Below are 24369 nucleotides of genomic sequence, written 5' to 3'. Positions count from 1 at the left end.
CCCTGGCAGCGGGGGACCGTCGGCTCTGCCAGATCGTTTCTCCTGCTGCGAAATGCGCGTTCTTGATGACCGCGTTCTTGATGATGTCGATGACATGGATGGGTGGGGACATGGATCCGGTGTCGGTGGGATTACTGGTCGCGCTTGCTGGCGGGGCCGGAGGCGAGCTCGGACGAAACGCGTGGGCGGCGTTCTCCGCACTGGTGCGACGCCCCTTCCGCCGTGATGGCGGCGGCGAAGACGGCCCGGCAACCGGTTCGGGCGAGGCGGAACTGGCACGGCTCGCCCAGAACCCCGCCGACCAGGGCACCGCGCAGGCACTCAGCACGACGCTGGCGGTACGGGCCGCTCTGGACGCGGAGTTCCGCACCGTACTTGCAGTCTGGCAGGACCAGGCGCAGCGGATCCCCCTCGACGACCGTGCGGTGCACAACACCATCAGCGGCGGTGTCCAGCACGGTCCGGTACTGCAGGGGCGGGATTTCTCCGACCTCACCTTCACCACGGCCGCTCCGGGGTCAGACAGGCCGGGCGGCTCTGACCGCGGCGGGCAGGGTGGTACGGCGGGCTGAATCCGTCAGAGGCCGTCAGTGAGCTGCTGCATCTGGTCCACGATGCGATTCCACAGCTCCTCGAAGAGCTGCTCCTTCGAAAGGGACCTGGTGCTCGGAACGCTCCCGAACACCGACAGGTCGTGCAATTCCAGCCGGGGCGTTCCGGTGGCGCGGTCGAACACCGGTGTGGCGGTGCCGTTGCTCCTGTTACGGCCGTCCTGCAGACGGTGCCCGACGACGAAGTTGAGCACGTCGTCCCGTCCCATGCCGCCAACGTGGATGTCGATCCCGTACAGGGTCCGGCCGCGCCGCTCGACGCGTACCTGAAGTTCCGAGTCGGAGTTGCGGACCGTGCAGACGAGGCCGGACTCGGACATCCGCGGGGCGGCCCTCTTGAACTGCTCGGTGAGATAACGGAACGAGGACTCCAGCTCCGCGTATCTGCTGAAGCTCTCGGGCGTCGTCCTGGGAGTCCGCAGAACCTGCGCCGTGCTCTCGCTCCGCGTCGGTGTTCCTGCCAGGGGCGCGGAGCCGGAGTCGGGGATTCGCCGGCGGAACGCGCGGGCCAGTTCCTGCGGTGTGTAGTCCTCTGCCCGGAGAAAAGCGACGGCGGGGCTGAGGAGCTCCGCGGGGACGGTCACATCCCCGACCAGCACGGGGAGGATGTACTCGTCCGGGTTGTCCAGGGCGGGCACCAGCATGGCCCTGTACTCGTCCATCGGATAGGGCGTCGACAGGTATGCGTGCGACAGGAAGGGCGCGACGTAACGTGCCCTCTTGCCACCGTAGATACTCCGGAATCCCATGATGAGGTTGCGGCCCCAGAACTCGACGCTGAGATCACGGTCGTAAAGCACGGACAGGCCGTACTCCTTGCAAGCCTCGACGACTTGTTCGACGTACGGCCGCTGTTCGCCGGCGAACGAGACGGCGAGATCGTGGACCTGGATCGGCTCTCCCATGAGGGGAGCTTAAGGCGCGCACGCGACGGACGTGTGGTGTGTGTCCAGGACGGGGAGGAACACTCCGCCGGGCGCCCTGTGCCGGCCCGGCGTCCGCCGTCCGAGCCAGATCGGTGAGAGGTGAGCGAGGTTGACAGGTATGCCTCCCGACCGTCCGGCGCCGCCCGTTCCCAGGGCGGGGACCGCATGACGGAGCCACCTGTGTCCCGCACCGACAACAGCATCAGCGGGGGGAAGTACTACGGCCCGGTGGTCCAGGCCGGCAGCGTCACCATGAACCTCCCGCCGACTCCCGCGCCGCCCCTCGGGATTCTTCCCATGCCCTCCTCCGTCTTCGTGGGCCGCGACTACGAGGTGCAGGGCTTATTGGACGTGCTTGCCCCGGACGGCGGGAACGGGCCGCGCTCCCGCGTCGGGCTGGTGACCGGTCCCGCGGGGATCGGCAAGAGCGAACTGTTCCTGCAGGCCGCTCATCGTGCCGTAGACCGCGGCTGGTTCCCCGGCGGGGTGCTCTCGATCGACCTCGACGGGTACGCGTTGGGCCTGCCACCGCTCAAGCCCGCGGACGCCCTCAGGCGACTGCTGCAACGGCTCGGACTGCCGCCGGACGCGATCCCTGAGCATGCGGAGGACCGGGCCGCGGTTTACCGCGAGTGCCTCAGGGACCGCTCGGTGCTCGTGCTCCTCGACAACAGCCGGGACAGCGCGCAGGTTCAGGCATTGTTGCCGCCGCACGGATGTGCGGCTCTGATCTCCAGTCGCAACCTGCTGCCCGCGCTGGACGACGCACGGCGGTTCTCGCTCTCCGACCTGTCGCCCGACGAGTCCTGTGAACTGTTCCTCGCGGCGGCCGACCCCCACACCGAGACGGACGCCGAAGGAGCCGCCGCCCGCTCTTACGCGCAACGGATCGCCGCCAGTTGCGTCGGACTTCCCCTCGCCCTTCGCGTCGCGGCCGCACAGGTACGGGGGGAAACGACCGACCACCTCGCCGAACTTGCGACATTGCTGGACGACAAACGGAAAAGACTAGTGGAACTGGACGACGGCGACCGCGCCGTGGCCGCCTCGATCGGGGCCTCCTACGACACCCTCGACGAGGGTGAACGACTGCTGTTCGCCCTGTGCGGTCTGCATCCCGGCCCCCGCGTGGGCGTCCATGCCGTCGCAGCCCTGGCCGGCCTGCCGGTGCGCGACGTCCGGCGCCGGATGCAGAGACTGCGGAACATCAACCTGGTCGAGACGGACGGCGTCGGCCACTACAAGTTGCACGATCTGCTCCACGTCTACGCCTGGGAACGGGCACACGAGGACGTGCCCGAGGCCGGTACCCGGGCCGCCATGGACAGGCTGATCGACTGCTACCTGTACACCGCCGACCGCGCGGACTCGGCCGTGGCACCAGGGCGCTACCGTCTGCCCCACACCGTGGCCCACCCGCCGCACAGCATCCCCGACGTCGGGGAACGAGCCGCCGCACTCGCCTGGTTCGCCGAGGAGATGCCCCAACTGTCCGCCCTCCTCAGAGTGGCGGTCACCACCTCGGATCCCTCGCGGTGCTGGATCCTGGCCGACGCGATGCGCGGCTTCTTCTTCCACACCAAGGCCTGGGACAGCTGGCTGGAGACGCTTCAGGTCGCGCTCGACGCGGCCACCGACGCCGGTGAAGTCCGCGTACAGAGCGTCCTGCACAACAGCATGGGAGTCGCGCTCATCGAGCAGGACCGCTCCCAGGACGCGGCACGCCACTACGAGGCGGCGAGGGCCGGATTCGAGGCGGTGGGCGACGCGCACGGGGTGGCGACCGCGGTAGAGAACCGCGCCTGGGTGCACCAGTACGCCGGAGACCACGTGGCGGCCCTGGCCGATCACCAGCAGGCGCTCGACGTTTACGGCGCCCTCGGCGCCCGGCGCAACACGGCGATCGTCCAACGGGGCATGGCGCTGGCCGAGACCGAACTCGGGCGGTACAAGGACGCCACGGCGCATCTGACGCAGGCACTGGACATCTTCGTGGAACTCGGGCTCGACCTCGATTCTGCCATGGCTCTGAACGGTCTGGGCGAGGCGTATGCCAGCGCCGGCCGGGCGGAACCGGCCCGGCGCCATTTCCTGCGGGCCCTGCGGCGGAGCCGGGCTTGCGGCAGTATCTTCGAGGAGGCCCGGGCCCGCGAAGGGCTCGCGGCCCTGCTGGCCGCCACCGATCCCCGGCGCGCCGCGCACCATGGGAAGCGTGCGCTGGCGCACTACCAGACCCTGCGCTCCCCGAAGGCCGAGCAGGTGCGCTCCCGGCTGACCGCACTGGGGGTGCCGACGCCCGAGGCGGACACCGCGCGGAGCTGAGACGGGGGCCGACCGGTCAGTCAGTCGGCCGGGTGGCGGTACGCCACGATCCTCTCGGCGACCGCGGGCGAACACCCGCGCCGCAAGAGGGTGTCGAGGTGTGGGGACGCGGCCCGGCGCACGTCATGGCTCATGACCAACTCCACGGTGACGAGCTGGTTGTCCGGTATCCACGCGGCGCATTCGTCGATTACCTGTCCAAGGTCGAGAACACCTGCCTCGACCAGGTGACCGAGCGCTTCGCGCGCCCACACCGTCGCGTCCTTGTGCAGATTCACATCGACCTGGCGCAGGGTACGGAACAGCCATCCGGCCGCCCGGAGCCGGAGCCGGTGGCCTTGCAGCACGCACAACGTCTTGAGCAGGGCGACCAGTTGGCGGACGACCGGAGTCTCCGCAGGCGCGGTGTACCGAGTCGCCCGCTCCAGGAGACCGATGATTGCGTCCTCGGCCGTCACGACCGAGGCGGCCTCGTCGTAGCAGAAGTTGTTCGCCAGCTGCAGCAGCAGCCGGAGCTCCTCGGTGTCCCTGATCCCCCCGGCAGCCCGTCGGGCGGCTTCGTGCAACCAGGTGAGCACCACATCGGCTGCCTGTCGCCGGTGTGTGCGGACGAGGGGAACGACGATGCCCAGGGCTCGGCGCCGGATCAGCGGATCACGGCAGGAGGCCAGCGGGGTCAGCAACTCCGCGTAGAGCCATGCCCTGCTTCTGTCCGCGGCACCTTCCAACTGATGCAGCGCCTGGTCAGAGGCATTGCGCGAGTTTCCCGTGACGAGCTCGACGAGGCGCTCGCGCGCGTACGGTTCGCTCTCGGCGACCAGACCGTACAAGCGGGCCTCGATCGCGGGAGACAACGGCAGCGAGGGACCACCAGCGTTCGTCCGGGTGACGCTGAGGATCGTCAGGACGATGTCCTTGGCGATCCCGTCACCGTCCCGCGCCAGATTGGCGATCGTCCTCTCCTGCTCGCTCGCCGACAGCTCGGTCAGCTTGCCGAGGGCCCTGGACAGCAGCCCGGGATCGTCGTGCACCAGCCGGAGATACGCGTCCACGGCTGTTCTGGACCAGTCGGTGATCTGTTCCTCCAACCACTCGGCCAGGGGAATCCGGATCGGCCGCGGTGCCTCGGCGAACGCGGTCAGTACTCCGCAGACCTGCCGGATTCCCGCTGAGCGCACCGGTATCGAGGCCGCCTGCAACGCCTCGGCCACCCATGCGGCACCGCCGATACGCGCGGCCTGCTGAAGGCACAGCAGCATGTGGTGGGCCGCGCCATTGTCGTCCGTGGTGAGAAAGGCGTCGGTCAGCAGGGCCGCGATGGTCGGTTTCTCGTTGGCGGCCCGGGCCAGGGCCGTGTATCTCACAGACGTGTTCTGTTTGCGGCCTGTGGTCAGGAAGACCAGCGGATCGTCGAGGTTTGGTAGGCCGGTCGTCGCGCCGTGCGCCCACGGGACGACTTGCAGCACCAGTTCCTCGTCCACCGGACGCAGCTCCCGGTAGGAGCCGCGGGCCAGCATCGAGACGAGCATGAGTACCCGCTCGTCGTGGGGCGTGCCCGGAACGAGGAAGGCGCGGGCCAGTTCACGTACTGCGGGCGCTCCGAACTCCTGCGGCCGAAGCATGTCCCGTGCCGCGCTCAGCGCGTCCGGGGGCAGCGCGCGGCCGCGATCGACGAACGGGGCCAGGAGGTACTTCACCACGTCGCCGACGAGCATGTACTCCAGGGCCGAGGACGGATCGGACATCCGGCTCCGCAGTCCCTCCAGGAGGGTGACGAGCCAGGGCCCGGTCTGCTCGCCGCCGCGCACCACCAGTCGGGCCGCCGACCGCCCGACGGCGCACACCTGGCCCGGGGGGACTTCCTGGAGGAGACGAGAGGCGGTCCGCACCGCCTCCTCCAGCCCGCTGTCCGGCACCGACGGCAGTGCCGCGATCAACTGCTTGCCGAAGACCTCGCCGGCCTGGCGTACGTGCTCGGCCAGGGCCAGGAGCAATCCCTTGCGATGTTCCTCGACAGCGCCGAAGACGACGGAGCGAAAGGCGACGATCTGGTCCAGGTCCAGTCGGCCGAGGAGGTCCTCGGCCTCCTCGGCATCGGCCATCGCCACCAGGTGTCGGACCATCTGCCAGGCGAACCAGCGTTCGTGCGGATGATCACGCAGTTCCTCCAGCAGCGCGTCGCGTTCGGTGCGGGACTGGTGCAGGTGCATCGCGATGAAGTACTCGGTCAGGGCCTGGTGGCGGAAACCGACCTGCTCACCGGCGAGGCTCTCGCGCTGCACCAGGACCGTCTCGCTGAGCAGGTCCTGGTACGCCGGTAATCCGATGCCGTCCAGCGGCAGCGAGTTCTCCGGGGTCCACAGCGACAGAGTGTCCCGCGAGGCCGCCCACAGCAGGCGCGAGAGGGCGGAGACCAGCCGCTGCTTGGCGAAGGACTCCTCGGTGGTGCGTGGATAGCGACGGCTGGCGGTGACCTTCTCCCGGAAGTACCGGCGCATGAGGCGGGTGGCACTGAGATCCGGCGGGAAGCTGTCGGCTCCGGCGAAGAGTTCGCAGAACATGAACAGGTGCAGGGGGTTGGCGATCAGTTCCCTCAGGGCACTCTGGTCCGGGTCGTCGTACGCCGTGACGATCCGCCCCACGAAGTCCCGCCTCGTGTCCTGGAGGCCGTGGGATTCGAGGTAGCCCTGGACGACGAGGACGACTTCCTTCCTGGTGAGCGGCGGTACGCTCATGTCCTCCGCGCGTGACGCCGCCAGGCGGGCGTACCCCGGCGCCAGCCAGGTGTCGAAGTCGTGCTGTCGGCAGGTGAGGACGACCAGGACGCCCTGGGCGTGGAGGGTGTGGAGCAACCCCAGGACCGAGGGGGCCGTCTCGGCGTTGAGCAGGTAGTCCACGGTGTCCAGGACCAGCACGACCTGGCGGTCCTCGTGACCGGTGCACGCCGCGGCGACCGCGGTCAGTGACACGGGCTCGGTCGAGGCGGGGGCGAGCACCGCACCGAGGGCCCGGTCGAGTTCGGCCTGGCTGTGGGCGGCGGCCACCGCGTACTCGCAGTTGACCAGCAGGGCGGTGACGTCCTGGTCCTCGTCGAGGGCCTGGAAGATCTGGGCGCTCAGCACCGACTTGCCGATCCCCGCCTCCCCCAGCAGAGGGACCGGAAGAACGTGGGAGGAGGCGATACGGCGCTGGATGCGCGGCAGGTGACGGCCCTCCAGGGTGGCCCGGGGAACGATCGCTGTCGCGGCCTTGCGCCTGGCGTCCGCACACATCCGTCGGGAGGCGTCGAGTGCGGCCTGCGGTACCGCGTGCTGCCCCTTCGGTACGGCGGGCGGGTACGGCGGCAGGTCAGGTCGGGGCCCCAACGCGGGGCGTACGTAGGGAGGTTGGTTTGTCAACCTCCGCAGGAGGTCTTCCGCGCCCGTGGTATCGAAGTCGGTGACGAGGTAGTGATCGCTGCCAGTGGGCTGGAGAAACAGCGGAATGTCGCTGGTCGAGCCCCCGGGAAGCACCACCGGGAGAATTTTGTCCGTCCAGACTCCGACGCCGACGTTGAGCAGTTCGCGCAGCACGCGCATCTCGGACTGCAGCCCTCGGCGTTCATGTGACTCGACCTCGCCGTTGCCGACCCGTCTGCACTCGGGTGACGCCACCACGATGACGAAATCGGCCTTCGGAATCGCACGGATGGCCCACAAGGGCCAGTCACGTCGCTTGTCCAGATTCCATACGTCCGCCTCCACGTCGATGCTGTTCGCGACGAGGAACTCGCAGAACGCGCGGACGTTCTCCTTGTGCTCCGGCGAGTCATGGGCGTACGAAACGAAGACCTGTGGCGCTCGGGCGGACGCGGGCCCGTCCGAGGACGTCGGCGCGGGCTGCCCGCGGCGAGCGGCCTGCGGCTCGGCCGTACCCGCGCCGTTCTCCGGTCCGAGCAGCAGGGCCGCTGGCAGGTGCGGGTCCGAGAGCAGCAGGCGGAATCCGCGCCCGGTGTCGCGGGCGCGGACGCGGAAACCGTCCGGTCCCACGACCGCGAGGCGGGCCCGCAGCAGACGTTCGACCACATCGGCGAACTCCATGAGGCTCAGCTCCGCACGGACGTCTGCGGGCAGCGTGCCGTAGAGCTCGTCCAGCCGGTGGGCGTCGCCGTCGGCGACCGGGCTGAGCCGCGCGTGGATTACGGCGTCGGACGGCCGGAGTTCGACCCTCCTGATCTCGAACACCAGCGGCGCCACCATGTCGGCCACGGCGACGGGGACCGCGTCGGCGCCCAGCAACTGGAACACGCTCGTGGCTACCACTCCCACGAGTACGGATTTCGCGATCGCCACGGGCAGATCGATGCGCCACGTGTTGGTGCGCATCTCGAACGCCGACACGTCGACGCCGTGCTCGCGTACCAGGGAGCGGACGGTGACCGACACCTCCCCCGGCTCCATGTCGGGCAGGGCCGCCAACCGCTCCAGCACGGCCGCGTCAAGGATTAGCCGGTCCTCCGTGACTTCGGGGAACAGCGAATCGAAACCCGCCGGCCATCGCAGGCTGTCCGTGTCCGTCACGACACCGCATCCTGGTCGAGGACGTGCCAGGCGCCGACGACATGGTTGAGCACCAGGTTGAAGGCCGTGGCGTCGTCCCGGAGGAGGGTTCCGTCCACCTCGACGTGTCCGCCGCGGTCGCCCCTCACGCCGTGCCGCCGGCGCAACTGCTCCGTGAGCATGGACATCCCGACCTTCCCGCCGATACAGATGAACCGGAACGTCGGCTGCCGGTCAAGGGTGAACGCCGCCATCAACAGGTCTCCGGACGCGAGCCCCTCCAGCGGTACCAGACCCATCCGGACGTGCGTACCCTGCCCGCACCAGTCGTCCACATGCCATGCGACCGGCAGGTCCATGAGGACGAAGACCGGCTCCACACGCCCCAGCACGTCGACCGCCGACGGGTCCGTCAGTGTCAGGTGCGAGGTCAGCACCAGCAACGGCGTCTTGCCCAGGAGGGTCTGACACTTCCGTGGAGTGGTCGTCGACGGCAGCAGTCCCAGACGCACGACCTGTCGGCCGTCCGCCGTCCGCGCCACGGCCAGCAGCGCGACGATCAATTCCGGCAACTCCGCTCCTTCGGGGAAGGAGAACTGCTTCCGCGCGACCTCGCGGCTCAGCCAGACGCCGCAGACATGCCTGTGATCGTCCGAGTCACCCACCGTGAAGGCGTCGAGGAGTCCGGGAGTGTGCGTGCTGTCCACCATCTCGACGGGCAGCCGGTCCCGCAGCACGATCTTCTGCCGGTCGTACTCCAGCCCGTCATCGAGTACGGGCCGCCGTTCCGTGACCACGTTCAGGCGTTCCGACAGCTCACCGTCGACCTCTGCCACCGCAGCCTTCAGCGCATGGGCGACGCGGGCCTGGTCCTCCCAGGCCACCGAGGGCATTCCGGCGCCGACGAGGACCTCGCTGACGTACTCGTAGCACCTGCGGAGTACGACCTCCTCCTCGAACCGGCGCAGGCTCTCCAACTCCTCGTCGTCGGGAACGTCCCGGCGATCGGCGTCTCCGCGACGGACACCGCGATCGGGGTGAGCGGAGGCCAGCTCCGACAGGACAGCGCCCCAGCCGTCCGGTCCGCCGGCCGCCTCGAACGCCTTCAGCCGCCGGTCGGGCCGGGCGGCTTCGGTGAGATCGGTCCTCCTCATGGGCGAACCCCGTCTCCAAGATGTCGAAGACGTGCACCGGCGCCATCGAGCAACGCAACACGGAGGCCGCTGCGGTCTCCCGGAAATGCCATGCGATCACACCGGTGCCAGCCAGGCCGAGACCTCGCTCCAGGTATCCCAGGTAGGTAGCGTTGCCGTCGAGCATGGAACGGGTCTGCCGGACGCCTGCCAGCGACGCCGACAAGGTGGTGGCGAACACCTCGTGCGTCTGACGCGAACCCCCCACCATCACATCGAACAACTCCGGAAGCACCAGTGGCCTGAATCCGCGTTTGGACAGCAGCAGCGCCATCGCCGAAATGAGCCCGTACCCGGTGGACGCCTGGAGTTCGTGATGCAGCCCCTCGTGTGTCTCCACCATGAGCTGTTCATCGCCGTCACGGAGGTTGTCCAGTGCCAGCAACCACGCACCGGCACCGTCGTAGCCACCCAGGAGCCCGCTCCGCAGCGTCGCGGCCAACCCGTCTCTCGCGCAGGGGAAAGCCACGGAATTCAGCACGACGTTCGCCCCCCTCGGCCGGCCACGGCGATGCCCCGAGCTTACTGATCTGATTCGGTGACGGGTGAGCGGTTGGGGTAGATGCGGTCAACCACCTGGTCTCGGCTGTATGTCAGTGCCGGGCCGCACCTTCTGGCGACAAGCTCTCGCAGCGGCCGCGCGGCACCGCTTCCCAAGCGTGTGGTCTCGTTGGAGCGGCTCTGATCAGGACTGTGGGAAATGATCATCTAGGTTGCGGGAAACGATCTCCAAGAACCCCGGCATCCTGCCTGACCAGAACATTCCGTCGGTTCCCCACAACTCTGTCCACGCATGGAATCTCCACCCCTCGTCCCTGTTCCACCGGCACATTCAAAATCCGCCGCACCACGATTGCTGTCCGCTGTCGCGACGGCTGGTCCGTCGCGGTTGCCTGGCTGGACGCGTTGCGCGGTATCGCCGCGCTCGTCGTGGTGTTCGACCACTCGGCATACACCTTCATGCCGGACTTCCGGCGGGAACTGATGCCGCAGTTCAACACCAGCCGCTACGGCATCATGGTGTTCTTCCTGGTGAGCGGCTACATCATCCCCGCGTCGCTGGAGCGCCGGGGCTGCGTCCAGACGTTCTGGATCGGACGGATCTTCCGTCTGTACCCACTGTGGGCGGCTGTCGTCACGATGTTCCTCGCCGCCACCCTTCTCGGTGTTGCGGAGTTACGTGACTTCGGTCAGCAGAGCGCGGCCACCGTGGCTGTCGCCCACGCCACCATGCTCCAGGAGTTGCTGGGGACACCCAATCTCCTGCTCATCCTGTGGACGCTCTCCTATGAGATGTCCTTCTACCTGCTGTGCGTTGCCCTCTTCACGGTCCGCCTCCACCAGCGGTCAGCGGCGGTCGCGGTCATCCTGGCCGTGCTCGCCGTCGTGAGCGTGATGGCAGGGGTAGTGCTGCCTGCGTCTGCTCTGTCCGGCCTGGTCGGCACCGGTCCGCTGATCGCGGTTGCCTCGATCGTCATGGTGGTCGCGATCTGCTGCGCGAGCGCCAGGTCGCCCGTACTCCGGGGGTTCGGGGGTGTGCTGGGCGGGGTGCTGGCGCTCGCCCTGGTGCCGCTCAACGGCACGGTTCCGTTGTGGGAGGGCATGGTGATCCTCGCCGTGGTGTTCCTCGGCACGGCCGTCTACCGTGCCGAGAACGGTCAGAACACCTGGCGCTGTGCGGCCGGCACTGCCGGCGTGGTGGTCGCCTGTGCCGTGGGGAGTGCGTACCGGTACGGAGACGGTGACCACTTCACACGGCGCGGCTGGATCGTCGCGTTCCTGCTGGCTGTGCTCACCTTCGGCGCCGGACTGGCGTGGCGCCGGCGTCGCGTACCGCGGATGCTGACCGGATGGGGAACGATCAGCTACTCGGTCTACCTGGTGCATCCCGTACTGCTGGGGGTGATCGACAGCACGATCGGCCGACGGCGGCACGACAACCTCGCACTCGAAGTGGCCCTCTTCGCCGTCCTGCTGCCCCTGAGCATGCTGACCTACCGATACATTGAAGCGCCGGGCCAGACCTGGGGCCGCAGGTTGGCACGCCGTGTGCAGCCACCGTGAGGAGCCGCCGTCCTCCAGCGTGTGTAGCCGAAGGCCGGGCCGGTGCGTGCCGTGCGTCCCAGGTGTCGCGGGCTCGGCGATCGACTCTCCCCAATGCCCGGCCGAGGTGGTGGGCGCAGCAATGGTCACGGCAGAGCTCTGACGGATCGCGCGCGTCTACTCTCACCTGTATGGCGATCGATTGGATAGCGGAAGGCCAGCAATTGGCCAGGGGAAGGCGTTCTGACGAGTTCGGCTGTCCACCCGTGAGGCAGGTCGTCTCCCCGCCGCCGCTGTCCGAAACGGAGATCCGCGAAGCGGAGGCGGAACTGCGCATCACGTTCCCGGACCAGTACCGAGAGTACTTGCTCCGGCGCAGCGCCGGCGGCACGGTGAAGTGCCTGCGCCGATCGTCGGCATGCTGGGGGTGGCACGGGGACTCAAGCACCAATTACGGGCTGCTCACGACTGACTTTCCGCACCCTGACTCCTACCGTGCCTACGAGGATGAGCTGGACGCGCGCGAGCCGCTGGCGCAGGCATTCCCGGACCACAGCGCCTACCGAGCGGCATGGCAGCAGTGGGACGCCGAGTACGAGGTGTTCCAGGAGCGCAAGACGTCCGGCGCTGTATTCATCCAGGACAACGGCTGTGGCTTCTCGACCCTGCTCGTTGTCACCGGACCGTACCGGGGCTCACTGTGGTTCGACGGCCGAGCCACCTGTGACCGGATACTTCCTCTGAACCTCGGCGGTCGCCCCGTGTTGTTCACGGACTGGCTCGCTCGAAGTTCCATGGATCTGGTCGGCTGGTGAACAAGGCGGGTCCGACACCGGGCGGAGCCGGTCCGGCAGTTCAGTCGTAACATCCTGAACTCAACCACCGAAGAGCGCCTCGGACCGGTATGCGCGGGTTGGGCTGTCGTGATTGCGGGCTCATGGTCGACGGGCGCGATGGACGTTCCCCTCTGTCAGCAGGAACGCCGCGACTACCTCTGCGAACGTCTCCGGCGCTGCTTGGTGGATAGGTGCCCGACCGGAATTGTGATCATGCGCCCGCCGGGAATACGACGGGCCAATTCGGCGACGCCGTCCTGAGGAACATGGCTGCGTGGGCCGCCAGCCACCACGAGGGTCTCGGCGGTGATCTGGCTGAGCCGCTCCAGCCACCGGGGATCCGGCTGGTCGATCCGCTGCCTGACGGCCAGCACCATCTCCCAGTCGAAGGCCAGATCGCCGTCCGGCCGGTTCGGGGTACTCGGCGCCCTGGGGCGGGGGACCGGTACGTCCTCCAGGACGAGTCGGCGCACCCGCTGCGGATGGTCTTGTGCGAGCAGGTAGGCGACGATCCCGCCCATGGAATGCCCGATCAGGTCCACGTGGTCCAGTCCCAGTGCGTCCAAGAACTGCAGCACATCGGCCTTCATGAGTTCGAGCGAGTAGTCCCCCGGCCAAGTCGCTTCGGCCGTGCCCTCGCAGGTCGAGGGCGTACACCCGTCGGCCGCGTCCAAGGGCGGCTATCACCGGCTCCCAGTCAGTGGCATTCTCGCCCAGGGCGTGGACCAAGACGAGCGGTGGAGCGTCCCGTGGCCCCGACACCTGATAGGCCAGGTGGATTTCTCCCACGTCGACCGAGCGGTGATCAACCATGTCCGGAGGATAGGCGGTAAGAGCCTGCTGGCGGGCTGGCGTTCACCAGGGCCGAACCACCACTGCAATCACGGGCCCGATCTTCCATAGCCGACCACGTCGTTACGCTGATCAGTTGCCGGCGCGGGGTGTCGGAGGTTCCGGTGCGCGTTCGCGATGTGCTCATCGATGTGTGGAGCTGGCTCAACTACAAGCCGGTGATGACGAACCCGCGCAGACCGGGCGGCGCTCTTGCCGAGCTGGCGCCGTCTTGGGTGCCGGACGAGGATCTGCGGCGTCTGACCGCGTACAAGGTCCTTGCCGCCTACGACCAGGGTCAGGTCGGCCAGCTGGCAGCCGCCACGACCGGCGACGACGAAGCGCTGGACCGGCGCGAGCTGGGTGACGCGCGCCGAAGCTGATCGACACCGTACTCGGCTACCTGCTCGGTGCGGAGCAGACGATCACGGTGCCCGCCGGGAACATCGTGACCGCGCCGGTGCCGTGGTCGGACGATCCGGCGTTACGTGCGATGTACTTCTTCACTGAGGTGGGCGCGGCCGGCGCATGGCGGATCCCCCACGTCCATGTCCTCGGAACGGGGCAGTACCTCGTCATGCCTCCGGCGTACCGGCAACGACCCCCGGGGCCGTACTGGTTGATCTCACCGTCCGTGCCGCCACGGCTGACGGCGTCCGGACTGTTGTGCGACGCCGTCGCTCCGCTTCGGGGTGCGGCGTGCTGATTCCCGAGGGCGAGGTCCGGTACCACCCGGCCGGCTTCGACGCCGAGCTGGGACCCGTACTGGATGACGTACGGGCCGGACGGTGGCGGTCGATGCGCGAACTGCTGGGGGACAACCCCAGCTGGGCGTCGCGGACCGCGCGGAGTCAGGTGCTGGCGGCGGCTGCCGCTCAGGGGGACACCGTCGAGGCGTGGTGTCAGGAGGAGCCACACCACAACGCGGTGATGATGCGGGCCAGGGTCGCGGTACAGCGCGCGCTCAACGCTCACCGCGCCGGCCGGCGGGATGACACTGCCGGCCTGGAGGATCGCGCACGGATGGCATGCGCGGCGGCGGTACGCCGCTGGCCCGCCGATCCGGTGCCGTGGGTGTCCCTGCTGGCGCTGGCGCAGGTGGACACGGGGGAGCGCCACCGGAGGCCGGAGCACCGGGCGAAGCCCTGGGAGCAGCTGCTGCCGTACGGTCCCTGGGGGCTGCTTCACGAGGTGCGACGACGGGATCCGCTGAACCGGGAAGCGTGGCACCGGATGCTCCAGGCGCTACAGGCGTACGGAGAGCACACCTCGGACTTTGTTCGGTGGGTGTCCTCCTGGGCTCCGGAGGGATCGGCGCTCGCGGTGCTGCCGCTGTACGTCTACGCGGACCTCTTCCGGTCGCGGCAGGCGCGCGGTGAAATCACCACCCTGTACTGGACCAGCGACCCGGTCCCCTACTACACGCGCTCGGCGCTTGACAGGTGGTTCGCGCACGCGGATCCGGGGTCGTGGTCGGCGCTCGATCTGAACTACCTCGCACAGGCCCTGTGTTCGGGCGGGTTCGCCGAGGGCGCCGAGGTGTTCTCGGCGATCGGTGACCGCCCAACTCCCGCCCCGTGGAAGTACGTGGCGCCCGTGCCGGAGCGGTGGGAGGAGTCGTTCCTGATCGCGCGCGGCCATTACCTGCCGCATGTGGTGGACAGGCCGACGCACGCGCGCCCGCGCCGTTGACCGGCTACCGGAGCACCTGCCGAGCCATTTCCGAGCAGACGTGACGTTCCAATCCGATGTGCCACCCGCTTTGAACTTTCTGTTCTTTTCTTCTGGAGGTACGTCCGTTGTCCCCCGTAAGATCCCCCAACAACTCCTTGCTGTCTGATGACGAGGCGACGCTGCGACGGCTCGGCTACCAGCCCGAACTGGCGCGCCGAATGGGGCCGTTCGGTAACTTCGCGCTCAGCTTCTCCATCATCTCCGTCCTGTCCGGGTGCATGACTCTCTTCGGCTTCGGGCTGACCACCGGCGGTCCGGCCGTCATGTTGTGGGGCTGGGTCTTCGTGGGCCTGATGGTGCTGGTCGTCGGCGCCGCGCTCGCCGAGGTCACCTCCGCCTACCCCGTCTCCGGGGCCCTGTACTTCATGGCCAGCAAGCTCGGCGGACCCCGCTGGGGCTACGTCACCGGCTGGTTCAACCTCCTCGGCCTCCTGGGCGGGATGGCCGGCGGCTGCTACGGAACCGCGCTGTTCACCGGCGCCCTGCTCAACCTCCAGTGGGGCGTCACGCCCACACCGGGGAGAACCCTGGGCATCTTCGCGGTCATCCTGCTGCTGCTCGCCACACTGAATCTCTTCGGTGTGCGGGTGGTCAGTGTGCTGAACTCGATCAGTGTGTGGTGGCATCTCGCGGGTGTCGCGGTGATCGTCGGGGCCCTCGTCCTGGTGCCCACCCACCATCAGTCGCCCAGCTTCGTCTTCACCGAGTTCGTGAACGGCACCGGCTGGAACAGCCCCCTCTATGTGGGCCTGCTGGGGCTGCTCCTGGCCCAGTACACCTTCAGCGGATACGACGCCTCGGCACACCTCTCGGAGGAGACGACACAAGCCCAGGTCAGCGCCGCCCGCGGGATCGTCCGCAGCATCTTCTGGTCGTGGATCGTCGGGTTCATCCTGCTCGCGGGGATGCTGTTCGCGATCCAGGACTACGCCGGCACTGTGGGCAGCGCGACCGGTGTCCCGCCCGCGCAGATCTTCCTCGACGCCCTGGGGCCCACAGCGGCCAAGCTCCTGCTCCTGGTCGTGATCACGGCCCAGCTCTTCTGCGCGAACGCCGGGCTCGCCTCGGCGTCACGGATGATCTTCGCGTTCTCCCGGGACGGCGCCCTGCCCTTCTCCCGCACCTGGCGACGCCTGAGCGTGCGGACGAAGACTCCGGTCCCGGCGGTCTGGCTCGCTGTCGCCGTTCCCTTCGTCCTCGCCCTGCCCTCGCTGTACTCGACGACCGCCTACTCCGCGATCACCTCGATCAACGTCATCGGGATCACCCCCGCGTACGCCATCCCGGTCTATCTGAAGCTGCGGGCCGGGAACCGCTTCGAACCCGGCCCGTGGAGCCTCGGCCGCTGGAGCAGACCGGTCGGGTGGACGGCGGTGGTGTGGGTCGGGTGCGTCACCGTGCTGTTCTGCCTGCCGCAGGTCAGCCCCGTCACCGTCGACAGTTTCAACTACGCCCCGCTGGCCCTGCTCGCGGTCCTTGTCCTGGCCGCCGTCCTGTGGGCCGTACGAGGACACCGCCACTACGGCATACCCGCCCACGGCGCCTACGGCACGGCGACCGAGCGCGCGCAGATGGCGCAGGACGTCGTATGACCCGCATCTCCCCCCATGCCGCCACCCCGCCGGCCATCGGTGTCGTACAGCGGGCCACCGGGTTCGACCAGTTGCGCCTTCTCGTGGAGCGCGGCTCCGTCACCGCCGTGCTGCTGGCCGTACCCGACATGCAGGGGCGGCTGAAGGGCAAACGGTACGACGCCCGCCACTTCCTCGACCGCGTCGTCCCCGGCGGGGGCGCCGAGATGTGCGCTTACGTCTTCGCCACCGACATCGACATGCGCCCGGTGGACGGCTACGCCCTGACCTCCTGGGACAGCGGATACGGAGACGTGAGCCTGCGCCCCGCCCCGCATACCGTCCACCTGCTGCCCTGGATGCCGCGCACCGCCCTCGTCTACGCCGACGCCTACTCGCACGACGGACAGCCCGTCGACGTATCCCCGCGCCAGGTCCTGCGCCGGCAACTCGACCAGCTCTCCGCTCGCGGCATCACCGCGCAGGTGGGGCTGGAGACCGAGTTCGTCCTGTACGCCGGCAGCTACGCCCACGCCCAGAAGACCGGCTACCGCGAGATCAGGCCGACGGCGACCGCCAACCTGGACTACGCGCTCGACCACCCCCTGACGATGGACGCCTTCCTGCGAGACCTCCAGAAGGGCCTCGCCGGAGCCGGGCGGCCGATCGAGGCGATCAAGACCGAGGGAGCCCCCGGACAGGTCGAGGTCACCTTCCCGTACGGCGATCCGCTCTCGGCGGCCGACACTCATCTGCTCCTCAAACACGCCGCACGCACCATCGGCGAACAGGCCGGCCTCGCGCCGACCTTCATGGCCGCGCCCGCGACCGGTGTCGGCAGCGGCTGCCACCTCCACCTCTCGCTCCGACACGGCGGCACACCGATGTTCGCGGAGAGAGAGGGCCGGATGCCCGACGCGGCGCGCCACGTCATCGCGGGACTCCTCGACGCGCTGCCGCACTTCACCCCGCTGTACGCCCCCACCGCCAACTCCTACAAGCGCTTCGTCCCCGGAACCTTCGCCCCGGCCAACTTCACCTGGGGGCGCGACAACCGCACCTGCGCCGTACGGGTCATCGGCCGTGGCGACGCCCTCCACCTGGAGATCCGCCTCCCGGGAGCCGACGCCAACCCGTACCTCGCGCTCGCCGCTGTCCTCGCCGCCGCCCAGCACGGTCTTGACCACACCCTCGGACTCGGCCCACCCACCATTGGCAACGCGTTCCAGGACACCTTGGCACCACCGGTTGCCCGAACGCTGGACGAAGCCCTCGCCGATTTCGGCATCACCTCTCTCGCCGCCGACCTGCTCACCCCCGCTGTGGCCGAGCACTACGCCCATGCCGCCTGGCAGGAGATCACCGCGCACCGCACGGCCGTCACGGATCTCGACCTCCACCGGGGGTTTGCCACGGCCTGATGCCTCGGGGCGCCGACTCCGCGCCGACTCCGCGCTGACTCCGCGCCGGGATTCAACCTTGATCACATTTTCTGGAGACTCATGTGAGTGACCACCTGGAAGTGCCCCGTGACCACGGGGTTCATGTGGGGATATCTCCGTCCGTGAACCGGGCCGCTGACCTGCGTCTGGAGCCCCGATACCGACGCTGCGCGCGTCGTTACGCTGCCATCCACACCATGGAGAGGAAGACCTCGTGACCCACCGTTCCATCGGCGGAATTGCGCCACCGTCCTTACACGACGCCTGGGAGGCGCTGGCGGACGGCTTGCACGTTCAGCGCCTCATGCTGCATCTGGCGCAGTGGAGGGAAGTCGCGGACGGTGCGCCGTCCGGCGTCCAGCTGTTCGCCGAGACGAGCGCGAGCGCGCTGGCCGCCCGTCCCGAGGCGCTGTCCGATGCGCCGGCGCGCGGTGTGGCCGTCGGCGCCGGTTTGACGGCGTGGCTCGACCTTCCGGCCCGATACGGTACGACGTCCGGGCCGAACAGCCCGTTGGCGGCTACCGGCGACAGCGTTGCCGACGACCTGCTCGACGGAGTCCGGGACGATGTGTGCCGGGCGGCGGTTGCGGCGGTGTGCGGCGCCTCCGCCTGGTGGGTGGGCGTCTTCGCGACCATCCGTCATCTGGGGGTGCACCACCTCACGCTGGAGCCCGTCACTGACGATGTCGGCCTCGATGTTCTCCGGACCGCCACCCGTACGGTTGCCCTGGGCGCCGCGACTCGCGTGCTTCAGCAGAGGCTTCGTACTGCGCCTTCCGACTCCTCCGGCCTTTCCGAGGAGAGCGTGCGTCTCGCGTACTGCCGGGCCGTCACCGGCGGCGTCGTCGCCGAGGGCGGCATGCCGCAGTTGCTCGAAGCGCTGGGCGAGCTGCGGCTGGTCGACCTGGTGGCCACCTCGATCCCGTGGCGCGGCCGTTTCACGAAGTACGCCGGGGGCACTGGCGCCGGGCAGGTGGAGTAACCGATGAACCGCTATCCCTTTATCGTTGTAGAGGGTCTGGACGGAACGGGGAAAACCACCCTGCGCAAGGGCCTGTTCCGGCTCTTCGAGGGCCTGTACGGGGTCACGCCGTTGGCCGTGCTGACCACCAACTTCCTCGACGCGTCAGCCGCTGAAGACCTGGTGGACGGCAAGTACCAGCCCAGCAGCGGCAATCGTGACCGGTATCTGGCTGCTCTGGCCGCCGACAAGCACGCGACAGCCACGCGGCTGATCGGCCCTTCGCTGCCCGGCCGGCCGGTCATCGCGGACCGGTGGCTGCTGTCGGAGCTGGCGTTCTTCGCCGTGAAGCACGGCGTACCGCCCAAGGACACCTACCCCGGGCTCACCGAGTCCCTGGAGATCGTTCCGGATCTGACGCTGGTGCTGGACATCACGGCGGAGGTGGCGATGGACCGCGCCGCGGCCCGATCCGGGGACGCCACTCGCCCGGACTGGGACGTGCTGGGGATCCAGGCCAGGGTCCGGGAGATCTACCGGACCGTCACCGAGGCGCCCGCCGCCTTCCCGGCCCTGGGCCCGGTGGTACGGATCAACGCCGCCCAGGACCGGGCGACCGTACTGCACACCGCGTGGCGCGCGCTGGACGAGCGCGGACTGATGCCCGACCGCATCCACCCGGGAGAGAAGTGACCGTCCACACCGAAGAGACCGTGGCGACCATAGCCTCACCGCTCCGTCGCGCCCTGTCCCGCGCCCGAGCCGAGCGACGGGCGCTGGCGGACCGCGCCGAAGCGGCGGCGAGCCTGGCGGAGGATCTGGTGGGGCTCGTAGAGGCGGGTCTGTACCCGCACGCCGATCTTGTACGGGACCGGTTGGCCCTCACGCTCGCGGCGGCAGAGGCTGTCGCGGCCGGCTCGCCGCTGCTGGGCGAGAAGTGGCTGCCCAGCCTCTTGGGGCGCGCGGCCCACTCCACCACGGGCTTTACCACCGGCTCCACCACCGGCTTCTGCCCGGTACCTGCCTTGCCCTCGGTCGACTGGACTGTCCTTTCCTCATGGTCTCCGTGGTTCGCCACCGCCCAGGTACGCCTTACTGACGCCCTTCTGACCTGCTGGCCGACCTCCGCCGAGCCCGCTGCTGAGAGCGGCAAGGAACTGTTCGGCTTCGGCTGGCTCCCACAGCGGTACAGCGACGGCTGGTTCCTGCGCCGAGGTGATGTCCGTGTGCCGATCTCCGACGGCCGCCTGCTGGCGTGGCGCGAGCGGGCCGCCCGACTCGCTCGTCCCTGACCTGTTCCGCCCTTCCGCGTCTCGACTCCTCGACTCCTCGACTCCTCCGCAACGAGGGAGGCACTGTGCTGCCGCACACCGTCACCACCTCCACGTCCACCTCCGCGACCGCCGAACTCCGCGCCACCGACCTGGACGCCCTGTGGCTGCCCCTGGAAGCCACGGCCGCCGACACGGCCGCCGTGTCCGTAGTCCTCAAACTGCGCGGCGAAACCTGCGACATCGACTGCCTGTACTGCTTCGAAAAGCGGAAGGAAGCCCCCGGCGGCGCCGCGATCACCCCTGACCAGGTCAGGCACCTCGGCCGTCTCTTCGGCAGTCGGCCGCTGGCCGTTGAACTGCACGGCGGGGAGCCCCTGACCATCGGACAGGACGCGATGGCCGCACTCCTCGACGAACTCGCCGCCCAGCCCGCCGTCACCCGCGTACAACTCCAGACCAACGGCCTTCGGCTGGACGAGCGATGGCTGGATCTGTTCGACGCGCACTACCCCAAGCTCACCATCGGCATCTCGCTCGACGGCGACGGAGCCGGCAACTCCTGGCGCGTGGGCTACGACGGCCGCCCTGTCTACCCGCGCATCGCCGCTGCCCTGGACCTCCTCGCCGCTCGCGGCCGTACCTGCGGCATCGTCACGGCGGTCACCCCCGCCGCCCTCGGCCGGGCGGAGGAAGTCATCGACCACCTTGCTTCCTTCACCGCCGTGCGGGCCGTCAACCTCGTTCCCGCCTTCGACGCCACCGTCACGCGCCCCACGCGCAGCACCACCGTGCGGACACCTACGAGCCGCCGCCTTCAGCAGCGCGCCGTCACCGGCACCCGTACCGCCGTCCGTAGGGCTGTCCGTACCGGCCCGGCCTGGGCCGTCACTCCCGCCGAGTACGCCGACTTCGTGCTCGGCGCCACCGCCCGGTGGATCGCCGCCGGGCACTTCCGCCGCATCAAACTCGACCCGGCGGTTGCCACCATCCGCCGCCTGCGCGGTCTGGACAGCGCACACTGCCACTTCTCCAACCTCAAGTGCTCCCACGTCTTCACCGTCTATCCCGACGGGCGTCTGGGTTCCTGTGACGAGTTGCCGTGGCCGGCAGCCCGCCTGTTGCCCCTGACTACGGCCTCCAACGAGACGGACGTGACCGCCGCCCAGCGCTCCAACACCCTGCTGACCGGCGGCCGGGACCTGATGGCCAAGTGCACGACGTGCCCGTACCGGACCGTCTGCGGTGGCGGCTGCACTGCCACACGCTGGCGCATGCGGCAGGCCACCGGCAGTGACGACGCGTACTGCGATCACCGCATCCGTCTCATCGACGGCATCGCCGCCCTCCTCGCCGCCCCCGAACACCCGACCGGAATCCATTGCCGCCGAGCCCACTGGCGCCCGCGCGTTCCCAACGAGATGCACGACGCCGACGCCTTCCTCGCCCGCTGGGACGATCCGGCGGCGGCACGGGATCCGGTCCGGCTGCACACCAGCGATCACGGCAACATCAACGCCACCGGCCTGCCCGGAGAACAGCCCGCCGACGATCTCGACCCGCTTCACCCGAGCTGGCCCGAGGGCATCGAACCCCGGGTCCGGCCACTCGTCGGAACGGTCACCGCAGGCTGGAGGGCGGTCACGTACGACAGTTGCGCGGGCCACGCCTACACCGGCGCGGACCTGCCTCCCGCTGTCTTCCGGATCGGCCTGCTGCCCCGTGACCGTACGGAGTACGCCGCCCTGGCGGCCCGCGCTTGCGTCGCGCTGGCCCGCGCTGAGCCGTACTTGCCGCGAACCGTGACGGCGTTCCTCGCGCGTACCGATCTCACCAGCACCGCGACCGGCCGACGGCGTCCCGTCCTCGAAATCTGCCTCGTCCCTGCCGTCGAAGGCGCCTGGGACGACTACTTCGCCGACCTCGACCAGGCATCCCGCGTCCTGACCCACGCCGCCCGCCACACCAATGCCACAACGGACTGCGGGTGCACCGATACCGGCGTACCCGCCCCGGCCTCAACGGAGACACGATGATTCACATCGCCGAGACCCTGAGCACCGGCAGTGTCGAGGGCTTCCTCACCCCGGGCGAGACCCGTAGCCTCCTCGGCGCCATGGACGCGGCGATCGCGCTCGGCGGCCCCCAGCGTTTCGACACCGACCGCACCGCCACCTTCCACTCCATCCCCGGCCACACTCCCGAGCAGGCGATGGCCGTCTATGAGCCCGCCGGCCGACTGGAGATTCACGACCTGCCCCAACCCGCCGCCGCCCTGCTGGCCGCGGCCACCGAACGCGCCATGCCCGTCCTCCGCCGAGGGATGCCCTCCCTGACCGCATGCCGCCCCTGGATGTACGTCGAGTACGGGCCCGGCCAGCACATCACCGCCCACGTCGACGGCATCGCACCCGATCCCGGGCTCTGGCCCCGGCAGATAGCCGGCATCAGCGTCGTCCTCCAACATGCCGAGGACGGCGGCGACTTCTACGTGGAGACCACCGGTGCCCCGGCTCTGTGGAGCAACGAAAAGCCGGGGGAGGGCTACCACCAGCCGATGGCGTTGGCTCACGACGGCGCCGACTCCTCGGCCGACTGGTTCCGCACGATGCCCCGCACCCGGTGGCGCGTCACCCCGCCGCCGGGCACCGCCCTGCTCTACGGGTCCCAGCTCGCCCACGGCACCGAGCCCGTACGGACCGGCCGCGAGCGCAAGTTCATCAGCTGGCTCATCGCCGAGGGGGCCTGAACCGCCATGACCCTCCGCAGCCGCGGACCTCCTCCCCACGCGCCGCGACCGCCCGACACGTCAACGAACAGCCCGCCATTGGAAGGGACCAACACCATGGACACCAACAGCACCGACACCGAGCCGTACGACGAATTCCTCGACGCGGTGGAGACCCTGCGCGACGACAATGCCACCGTCCGCGTCTCCGCCCACACCTCCAGCGTCTCCGCCGAAGCCTGGACCGACCCGGCCGAGACCGGTACGCCGGCCAACTCGGAGACCGACGCCGACTGATCCGGCCAGCCGTTGCATGAAACACGCAGCACGCCCCGGTGCCGGAAGACGCAGCCTCCCGCACCGGGGCCCCATCCAGAACGGATGTCCCGCCATGAGCGATCTCTCAGCAGTCCTCGACCTCGAAGCGATCACCACGTACAGGGCCGCCAGGATCCGAGCCATCCACGACGTCCTCCAGCCCGGAGCTTCCGGCGCCACGCCTCCGCCCTCGTACGACGCACTGGATTACGCGCTCGCCCACCACCTCCTGGAGGGCGCCGAGACGGCGGCAAGAGATGCCTCCGCCTCCGCCCTCCACTGGCACCGAACCGGCCCCAGCCGCGACTGGTCCGCCCTGACCACACCAACGGCGCTCGGCCCCCGCATCATCCTGGCGCCGCCCCCGGACCGGATGATCCGCTCGTTACGGTCCGAGACCCCGTACTACGTCCTCGGCCCGAACACGCCCCGCGCCGACGCCGCGCTCGAGGACCTGGCCGCCACGGCCTTCGCCCACACAGCGACAGCCGGACTGGGCACCCTGACAGGCTCGCACGCGCCGGTGGTCGTCCTGACGGGCCGCCGCCGCCCCGATCAGATCCTGCGCAACTTCACCATCACCAGCCTGCCCGGAACGGTCTTCACCGACCACACCGGCGACCCCGTCGCCCTCGGCCGGGAGATCGTCCACGAGGCCGCCCACAACTGGCTCAACGACGCGTTCACCGCCCTGAAGATCACCATCCCCGACGACGCGATGTTCCACTCGCCTTGGCGCGCCACGAACCGCCCGGCCTTCGGCTTCCTCCACGCCTGCTTCGCATTCCCACTGACCGCCATCTACGCGGCCCGCGCGCTGCCCAACGCATCGGGCAACACCCGCACCGTCCTGACGGACCACCTCCGCCAGCAACGCGAACACCTCACGCGCACGGGCCGCGACTTCGACCGGGCCCTGAGGCTCATCGACAATGAGGACCTTCGGGCCCGGCTGAATGCCGTCTACCGTGCGGCCCCTCTCACTCGACTGCGTTGAGCTTGGCTTTAAACCCCACCAAGATCATCTTCTTGGTGGGGTTCGTC

18 protein-coding genes and 1 pseudogene are annotated in these 24369 nt (G+C 69.1%); 15 read left to right on the top strand and 4 right to left on the bottom strand.

What is annotated here, in order from left to right; translation table 11 throughout:
* Nucleotides 1–110: 110 nt before the first annotated feature.
* Nucleotides 111–572 carry a hypothetical protein gene (locus tag AB0389_RS09600; protein ID WP_366394921.1) on the top strand — a complete coding sequence of 154 codons (462 nt, stop codon included), beginning with the start codon at nucleotides 111–113 and terminating at the stop codon, nucleotides 570–572.
* A gap of 5 nt (nucleotides 573–577) precedes the next feature.
* Here the strand turns inward: AB0389_RS09600 and AB0389_RS09595 are convergent, their stop codons facing one another.
* Complete coding sequence (locus AB0389_RS09595; protein ID WP_366394768.1) at nucleotides 578–1516, bottom strand: toll/interleukin-1 receptor domain-containing protein; 939 nt, start codon at nucleotides 1514–1516, stop codon at nucleotides 578–580.
* Nucleotides 1517–1717: 201 nt separating this feature from the next.
* Here AB0389_RS09595 and AB0389_RS09590 point away from each other — a divergent pair, with 201 nt between their 5' ends.
* Nucleotides 1718–3859, top strand: coding sequence for a tetratricopeptide repeat protein (locus AB0389_RS09590; RefSeq protein ID WP_366394767.1), 2142 nt, complete (start codon nucleotides 1718–1720; stop codon nucleotides 3857–3859).
* 20 nt (nucleotides 3860–3879) lie between these two features.
* Here AB0389_RS09590 and AB0389_RS09585 read toward each other — a convergent pair whose 3' ends face one another.
* Together AB0389_RS09585 and AB0389_RS09580 are read right to left on the bottom strand one after the other, a co-directional pair.
* On the bottom strand, nucleotides 3880–8418 hold the full coding sequence (locus AB0389_RS09585; RefSeq protein ID WP_366394766.1) for an SEFIR domain-containing protein: 4539 nt from the start codon (nucleotides 8416–8418) through the stop codon (nucleotides 3880–3882).
* Nucleotides 8415–9551: a hypothetical protein gene (locus tag AB0389_RS09580; protein ID WP_366394765.1), complete on the bottom strand. Its 1137-nt coding sequence runs from the start codon at nucleotides 9549–9551 to the stop codon at nucleotides 8415–8417. The genes AB0389_RS09585 and AB0389_RS09580 overlap by 4 nt, the downstream gene beginning before the upstream one ends.
* Before the next feature lie 945 nt (nucleotides 9552–10496).
* On the opposite strand from AB0389_RS09580, the gene AB0389_RS09575 reads away from it, so the two are divergent.
* Both AB0389_RS09575 and AB0389_RS09570 read left to right on the top strand, forming a co-directional pair.
* Nucleotides 10497–11654: an acyltransferase gene (locus tag AB0389_RS09575; protein ID WP_366394764.1), complete on the top strand. Its 1158-nt coding sequence runs from the start codon at nucleotides 10497–10499 to the stop codon at nucleotides 11652–11654.
* Between the two features lie 170 nt (nucleotides 11655–11824).
* A complete protein-coding gene (locus AB0389_RS09570; RefSeq protein ID WP_366394763.1) occupies nucleotides 11825–12448 on the top strand; it encodes an SMI1/KNR4 family protein in 624 nt (207 codons plus the stop codon).
* 173 nt (nucleotides 12449–12621) lie between these two features.
* Here AB0389_RS09570 and AB0389_RS09565 read toward each other — a convergent pair.
* Nucleotides 12622–13282 (bottom strand): annotated as a pseudogene (locus AB0389_RS09565) (alpha/beta fold hydrolase).
* Nucleotides 13283–13425: 143 nt separating this feature from the next.
* Between AB0389_RS09565 and AB0389_RS09560 the strand changes: the two are divergent.
* The 11 genes from AB0389_RS09560 (at nucleotide 13426) to AB0389_RS09510 (ending at nucleotide 24322) form a co-directional block, all read left to right on the top strand.
* Nucleotides 13426–13683, top strand: coding sequence for a hypothetical protein (locus tag AB0389_RS09560; RefSeq protein WP_366394762.1), 258 nt, complete (start codon nucleotides 13426–13428; stop codon nucleotides 13681–13683).
* A gap of 316 nt (nucleotides 13684–13999) precedes the next feature.
* The gene (locus AB0389_RS09555) at nucleotides 14000–14992 is read left to right on the top strand and encodes a hypothetical protein (protein ID WP_366394761.1); all 993 of its coding nucleotides are present in this window, start codon (nucleotides 14000–14002) and stop codon (nucleotides 14990–14992) included.
* Nucleotides 14993–15192: 200 nt separating this feature from the next.
* A complete protein-coding gene (locus AB0389_RS09550) occupies nucleotides 15193–16626 on the top strand; it encodes an amino acid permease (protein ID WP_366394920.1) in 1434 nt (477 codons plus the stop codon).
* Complete coding sequence (locus tag AB0389_RS09545) at nucleotides 16623–18026, top strand: glutamine synthetase family protein (RefSeq protein WP_366394760.1); 1404 nt, start codon at nucleotides 16623–16625, stop codon at nucleotides 18024–18026. The genes AB0389_RS09550 and AB0389_RS09545 overlap by 4 nt, the downstream gene beginning before the upstream one ends.
* 235 nt (nucleotides 18027–18261) lie before the next feature.
* Nucleotides 18262–19029, top strand: a complete 768-nt coding sequence (locus AB0389_RS09540; protein WP_366394759.1) for a hypothetical protein — start codon at nucleotides 18262–18264, stop codon at nucleotides 19027–19029.
* 3 nt (nucleotides 19030–19032) lie between these two features.
* Nucleotides 19033–19701: a thymidylate kinase gene (locus AB0389_RS09535; RefSeq protein WP_366394758.1), complete on the top strand. Its 669-nt coding sequence runs from the start codon at nucleotides 19033–19035 to the stop codon at nucleotides 19699–19701.
* Nucleotides 19698–20300: a hypothetical protein gene (locus tag AB0389_RS09530; RefSeq protein WP_366394757.1), complete on the top strand. Its 603-nt coding sequence runs from the start codon at nucleotides 19698–19700 to the stop codon at nucleotides 20298–20300. Before AB0389_RS09535 ends, AB0389_RS09530 begins: the two co-directional genes overlap by 4 nt.
* Before the next feature lie 65 nt (nucleotides 20301–20365).
* Nucleotides 20366–22315, top strand: a complete 1950-nt coding sequence (locus AB0389_RS09525; protein WP_366394756.1) for an SPASM domain-containing protein — start codon at nucleotides 20366–20368, stop codon at nucleotides 22313–22315.
* Nucleotides 22312–23028 carry a 2OG-Fe(II) oxygenase gene (locus AB0389_RS09520; RefSeq protein ID WP_366394755.1) on the top strand — a complete coding sequence of 239 codons (717 nt, stop codon included), beginning with the start codon at nucleotides 22312–22314 and terminating at the stop codon, nucleotides 23026–23028. The genes AB0389_RS09525 and AB0389_RS09520 overlap by 4 nt, the downstream gene beginning before the upstream one ends.
* 96 nt (nucleotides 23029–23124) lie before the next feature.
* Entirely contained in the window at nucleotides 23125–23304 is a 180-nt protein-coding gene (locus AB0389_RS09515) for a hypothetical protein (protein ID WP_366394754.1), read from the top strand.
* A gap of 94 nt (nucleotides 23305–23398) precedes the next feature.
* Entirely contained in the window at nucleotides 23399–24322 is a 924-nt protein-coding gene (locus AB0389_RS09510) for an HEXXH motif-containing putative peptide modification protein (RefSeq protein ID WP_366394753.1), read from the top strand.
* Nucleotides 24323–24369: the final 47 nt, after the last annotated feature.

Origin of the sequence: Streptomyces sp. NPDC093109, from assembly GCF_040701725.1 — a bacterium.
Lineage (GTDB): Bacteria > Actinomycetota > Actinomycetes > Streptomycetales > Streptomycetaceae > Streptomyces.
This window is presented reverse-complemented; position numbering and strand designations above follow the sequence as displayed.